The organism is Actinomycetes bacterium, assembly GCA_036510875.1.
Lineage (GTDB): Bacteria > Actinomycetota > Actinomycetes > Prado026 > Prado026 > DATCDE01.
In genome coordinates this window covers 1-4,972 of record DATCDE010000034.1, presented here as the reverse complement: position 1 = coordinate 4,972, position 4,972 = coordinate 1, and the positions used below count along the sequence as shown (strand labels likewise).

Genomic DNA, 4,972 nt, shown 5'->3' with positions numbered 1-4,972 from the left:
GCGAGCGATCCGGGGAGGTTGAAGATGCCGACCCCGATGATGCTTCCGACGATCAGGGCGGTGGCCTGGGGCAACGCGAGGGTGGTGCGCTTCGGAGTGCTCGTGGCGACCGTCTGCTGCGTCATGTCGGCCTCCCGCCGGCGACACTGTGCTGTTAGAACAGAAGCATCCCGCCGAGCGCGGTCGGTTGCCCAGGGGTCTTTGGTACCCCGGCTGATCAAGTAGCGAGCCGGCCCCCGAGGAAGGCTGTCACCACGAGGTCGGCTCGCGCCCGCGTCTCCTCGGCGCGGGCCTCCGCCTCGGCCAGGAAGGCCGCGCCGTCCACCCCGTTCGCGTCGAGGCTGGACTGCCCCTCCTCCACCCAGCGGCGCAGGATCTCGGGGCTGGCCTCCGGGTGGAACTGCAGGCCCAGGGCGGAACCGAGGGCGTAGGCCTGGGAGCCGGCGGGGGAGCGGGCCAGCTCGACGGCCGCCGGCGGGGGCACGAACCGGTCGACGTGCCACTGGGCGTAGGGGCCCTCGGGTAGCTGCTCGGGCCGGTCGGACTCGACCCGGTACCAGCCGATCTCAGGTGTCGGCGCCGGCTCGACCCGGCCGCCGAGCGCGTGCGCGAGCAGCTGGGCGCCGAAGCACAGCCCGAGGACGGGCACCGCCTCGTCCACCGCCGCACGCAGCAGCGCGGCCTCCCGGTCGACGTGGACGGCGACGTGCTCCCAATACACCGACCAGTCCGAGCCGAGGGCGAGGACCAGATCGTATCCGGTGGGATCGGGCAGCGGCCTGTCCTGCTCGCGCCAACACAGGTCGAGGGTGAAGCCGCGGGCGGCGAGGGCGGCCCCGACGTAGCCGGGATCCGGGTCGACCCGGTTGGCGATCACGAGCGCACGCATGGGGGCCATCCTCGGGGGAGACACCGACGGGCGCGCCCCCCGTGGGAGGCGCGCCCGTCGGGTGTTCGCAGTCAGATGCCGCGGACCTGCTCGGCCTGCGGGCCCTTCTGGCCCTGCACGACCTCGAACTCGACCCGCTGGCCCTCGTCGAGGCTGCGGTAGCCATCGGCGACGATGGCGGAGAAGTGCACGAAGACGTCGGCGCCGCCGCCGTCGACGGCGATGAAGCCGAAGCCCTTCTCAGCGTTGAACCACTTCACAGTGCCCTGCTGGGCCATGTCGAACTCCCTGTGCGAAAGGAGACACCCGCACTGCACGGGCGCCGGTCGGTGACTTCCGCGACGCGGCCAGCAAGGTTGGACCCTGACAGAGCACACGCCCACCACCTTGTGAGTCGCGGGCGTCGAACACGTTCTTCGGTACAGCGACCGTTCGCGAGGGTAGCAGGATCGGGACGGCTGGGAACCGTCCTCGGACCAACTTTCCGCTAGAGCGTCGCGCGGACGTGGAGCACGTCCTCCGAGCGGGGGTTGGCAGCCTTGGCCCGAACGACGGTGCCGCTCGCCGTGCGCTCCAGGATGAGCGACGGAGCCTCGAACACGTTGTCGAACACCCGTCCGACCAGCTGCGGATTCACCACGAAGCGGACGTTGGCGAGGCCGGGCAGCTCGGCCGCGGACCCCTCCGCGAACCACTGCTCGCTGCGTAGCTGGTGCTCGCCGATGACCGGGTCGTTGAAGTACCAGGGCGCGTCCCACGCCCAGGCGTTCGCGCTCGGCTGGGCGACGACCTGCGCGCCCAGCTGGTCGAGCACCGGCAGGCAGCGGGCCCAGCCGGGCTCGCCGGACGTGTGCGGCTCGCGGAACCCGTCGTAGCAGATCACCGTGCCGAGCGCCCCGAACGGGGTCTGGACGACGTCCAGGTCGCTGAGCCGTCCGGGGGACAGGTGAAGGACGTCCTCCTGGGTGGGCACCAGGTTCACCTTGCGGACGACGTCGACGCACCGCCCGGTCGGGTCGAAGGTGAACGACGTGTTGTAGACCCGCGAGCCCGGCTCTCCCGGCAGCGGGGCGAAGACCGGCGAGCGGTCGCCGAGCGCGTTGCGGGGGAGCAGTGCGCTGCCGGAGACCACCCACAGCCCGTAGTCGCGGGCGATCCCGCCGAACGTCTCGTGCAGGGTCTGCCAGGTGCGCCCAGCGGTGGCGGTGAGGAAGCCCCGGGTGGTCGACCGGGTGCGACCGCGGGCCATGGTCCTGGCCAGCGCCGGCAGGGTCCGCAGCGCCACCCGCCGCAGCGCGACGTCGGTGGTCGCGGCGTCCCGCACCTGCTCGACGTGGTCGAGGACCGCGAGGAAGGTGCCCAGCATCTCCGGCCAGACGGCCAGCGCCGGGGTGTCGCCGTCCGGCCGCAGGTCCGCGACCCGCTGCGCCAGCTGGCGGTGGCGGATCGCGAACGAGTCGCTCGTCGCGTAGTCGTCGAGCCGGATCAGCGGCTGGACGGCGAACAGGTCGACGGTGCTCAGTGGCCCGCGTGTTCGTGGTCGTGCTCGTGACCCTCGCTGGCCTGGTGCTGGGCCACCTTGCGGTGCACCTCTTCCATGTCCAGCGCCTTGACCTGGCGGAGCAGGTCGTTGAACACCGGGGCGGGGAGGGCGCCGGCCTCGGCGTACACGAGCACCTGCTCGCGGAACACCATGAGCGTGGGGATCGAGGTGATGCCGAAGGAGCCGGCGAGGTTCCGCTCGGCCTCGGTGTCGACCTTGCCGAATACGATGTCCGGGTTCTCCTCGGACGCCTTCTCGAAGACCGGGGCGAACTGGCGGCAGGGCCCGCACCACGCGGCCCAGAAGTCCACCAGGACAATGTCGTTGTCAACCACGGTGCTCTCGAACGTGTCCTGGCTCAGGGTGACTGTCGCCACGGGTTTCTCCTCCATCAGGCGTGTCGGGCAAGGTCTACGATACCCCTAGGGGTATCTGCTCCTAACCAACCGCATGCATGCCGATCCCATTCCCGGAGGCTCAGATGAGCGATCCCGCTCTCACCGTACGCGTCGCCAAGCCGTTCGAAGAGGTGGTTCCGCTCGTCAAGGAGGCGCTGAAGACGCAGGGCTTCGGCGTGCTCACCGAGATCGACATGCGGGCGACCATGCAGGCGAAGCTGGGCCAGGAGATCGAGGACTACGTCATCCTCGGCGCCTGCAACCCGCCGTTGGCGTTCCAGGCGCTCACGGCCGACCGCCGGGTCGGCCTGCTGCTCCCCTGCAACGTCGTGGTCCGCGCCAGCGACGGGGCGACCCTCGTCGAGGCCATCGACCCGCGGATGATGCTCGCGGACGCCGCCTACCAGGGGATGGGCCCGGTAGCCGACGACGCCGCCGGGAAGCTGGGCGCCGCGCTGGCCACCCTGGTCTGAGGCTCGGTCGGTCCAGCCGCCCCGCCAGCCGCGTCACCCGGGCAGACTTGGGTCCATGACGGTGCGGCTGGCGGGGCGGCTGCTGGTGGCCAGCCCCGGACTCGGCGACCCGAACTTCGTGCGCACGGTGGTGCTGCTCGTCGAGCACGGTCCGGAGGGTGCCGTCGGGCTGGTGCTCAACCGGCCGACCGAGTTGGAGGTCGGCTCGGTCCTGCCCGAGTGGGCGGACAGCGCGACCCCCCCGACGGTGCTGTTCCAGGGCGGCCCGGTGGGGCTGGACGGTGTGCTGGCGCTGGGCCTGCTGTCCACCGGGGAGCCGGCCGGTGGCGGGCCGGTCGGCTGGCGCCCGCTGGACTCTGCGCTGGGGCTCGTCGACCTCGACGAGCCGTCGGTGCAGCCGTTCCTGGGCGGCCTGCGGCTGTTCGCCGGCTACGCCGGCTGGGGCGCCGACCAGCTCGAGGCGGAGCTGGGCGAGGGCGCCTGGTACGTCGTGGACGCATGGCACGCCGACGTGCTCACGGCCCGACCCGAGCGGCTGTGGCGGTCGGTGCTGCGCCGGCAGGGTGGCGACCTGGCCATGGTGAGCTCCTGGACCGACGACCCGAGCCAGAACTAGCGAGCCCCGTCGGGTGGCGTTCTAGACTTCTGCCCATGACAGAGCCCCTGCTGCCGGAAGAGACGGGTGCCCCGGGCGGCACCGACGTCCTGGTCGACGAGCGCACCCGCCCGGTGCCGACCGAGGCGGGGGACCACGAGCGGTTCGCGCACTACGTGCGCAAGGACACGATCGTCGAGAGCGCGGTCGTGGGCACCCCGGTCGTCGCACTGTGCGGCAAGGTGTGGGTGCCCAGCCGCGACCCGGGCCGGTTCCCGGTCTGCCCCGAATGCAAGGAGATCTACGAGTCGCTGCCCGAGGGCGGCAGCGGCGACGGGGGTTCCGAAGGGTGAGCTCGCGCCCGTCCGCCCAGGACGGGGCTGCCACCTCCACCAGCGTGTGGTCCGGCGAGCTGCGCCGGCTGACGGCCGGCATCATCGCGCTCATCGTGCTCATCGTGCTCATCGCGTTCGAGGCCATGGCCGCGGCGACGGCGATGCCGGTCGCAGTGCGGTCGCTGAACGGGCTGGCCGCCTACTCCTGGGCGTTCAACGGCTTCCTGGTGGCCGGCCTGCTCGCCATGGTGGTCTCCGGCGAGGTCTGCGACCAGGGCGGACCGAAGCGCCCCGTGGTGGTCGGGGTGGCGCTGTTCGTTGCCGGCCTCGTCGTGGCCGGGCTCGCGACCTCTATGCCCGTGTTCGTGCTCGGCCGGGCCATCCAGGGGCTGGGGGGCGGCGCCGTCATCGTGGCGGTCTACGTCGTCGTCGGCCGCTCCTACGACCCCGGCCTGAGGCCGCGGGTGTTCGCGGCCATGTCCGCCGCGTGGGTGCTGCCGTCGATCGTGGGGCCGGTCGCTGCCGGGGCGGTGGCCGACCACCTCACCTGGCGGCTGGTCTTCCTAGGGGTCCCCGTGCTGGCGCTGCCGGCTGCGTGGCTGCTGCTGGCCCGGCTGCCCGGGCCGCAGGAGGCCGACGGCGTCGAAGGACCGCCGCGGACCGGGCACAAGCGAGCCGCGGTGGCCGCGGCGGTCGGGGTCACGGCGCTGCAGGAGGCCGGGCACCGGCTGGACTGGGT

Annotated in this window: 8 protein-coding genes; 4 read left to right on the top strand and 4 right to left on the bottom strand. The window is 72.3% G+C overall.

Going from position 1 to position 4,972, the window contains the following annotated elements:
- Positions 1-217: 217 nt before the first annotated feature.
- From VIM19_02035 to trxA, 4 genes are all read right to left on the bottom strand, one after another.
- Positions 218-889: a type 1 glutamine amidotransferase gene (locus VIM19_02035; protein ID HEY5183692.1), complete on the bottom strand. Its 672-nt coding sequence runs from the start codon at positions 887-889 to the stop codon at positions 218-220.
- 71 nt (positions 890-960) lie between these two features.
- Positions 961-1,167 carry a cold-shock protein gene (locus tag VIM19_02030; GenBank protein HEY5183691.1) on the bottom strand — a complete coding sequence of 69 codons (207 nt, stop codon included), beginning with the start codon at positions 1,165-1,167 and terminating at the stop codon, positions 961-963.
- 209 nt (positions 1,168-1,376) lie between these two features.
- On the bottom strand, positions 1,377-2,255 hold the full coding sequence (locus VIM19_02025) for a nitrilase-related carbon-nitrogen hydrolase (protein HEY5183690.1): 879 nt from the start codon (positions 2,253-2,255) through the stop codon (positions 1,377-1,379).
- Positions 2,256-2,407: 152 nt separating this feature from the next.
- Positions 2,408-2,809 carry a thioredoxin gene (gene trxA / locus VIM19_02020; GenBank protein HEY5183689.1) on the bottom strand — a complete coding sequence of 134 codons (402 nt, stop codon included), beginning with the start codon at positions 2,807-2,809 and terminating at the stop codon, positions 2,408-2,410.
- Positions 2,810-2,913: 104 nt separating this feature from the next.
- Between trxA and VIM19_02015 the strand changes: the two genes are divergently transcribed.
- From VIM19_02015 to VIM19_02000, 4 genes are all read left to right on the top strand, one after another.
- Positions 2,914-3,303, top strand: a complete 390-nt coding sequence (locus VIM19_02015; protein ID HEY5183688.1) for a DUF302 domain-containing protein — start codon at positions 2,914-2,916, stop codon at positions 3,301-3,303.
- Between the two features lie 55 nt (positions 3,304-3,358).
- Positions 3,359-3,919 carry a YqgE/AlgH family protein gene (locus VIM19_02010; GenBank protein HEY5183687.1) on the top strand — a complete coding sequence of 187 codons (561 nt, stop codon included), beginning with the start codon at positions 3,359-3,361 and terminating at the stop codon, positions 3,917-3,919.
- A gap of 35 nt (positions 3,920-3,954) precedes the next feature.
- Positions 3,955-4,251, top strand: a complete 297-nt coding sequence (locus tag VIM19_02005) for a DUF3039 domain-containing protein (GenBank protein HEY5183686.1) — start codon at positions 3,955-3,957, stop codon at positions 4,249-4,251.
- The coding region (locus VIM19_02000) for an MFS transporter (protein HEY5183685.1) at positions 4,248-4,972 on the top strand (725 nt) is incomplete at its 3' end. The genes VIM19_02005 and VIM19_02000, both read left to right, overlap by 4 nt.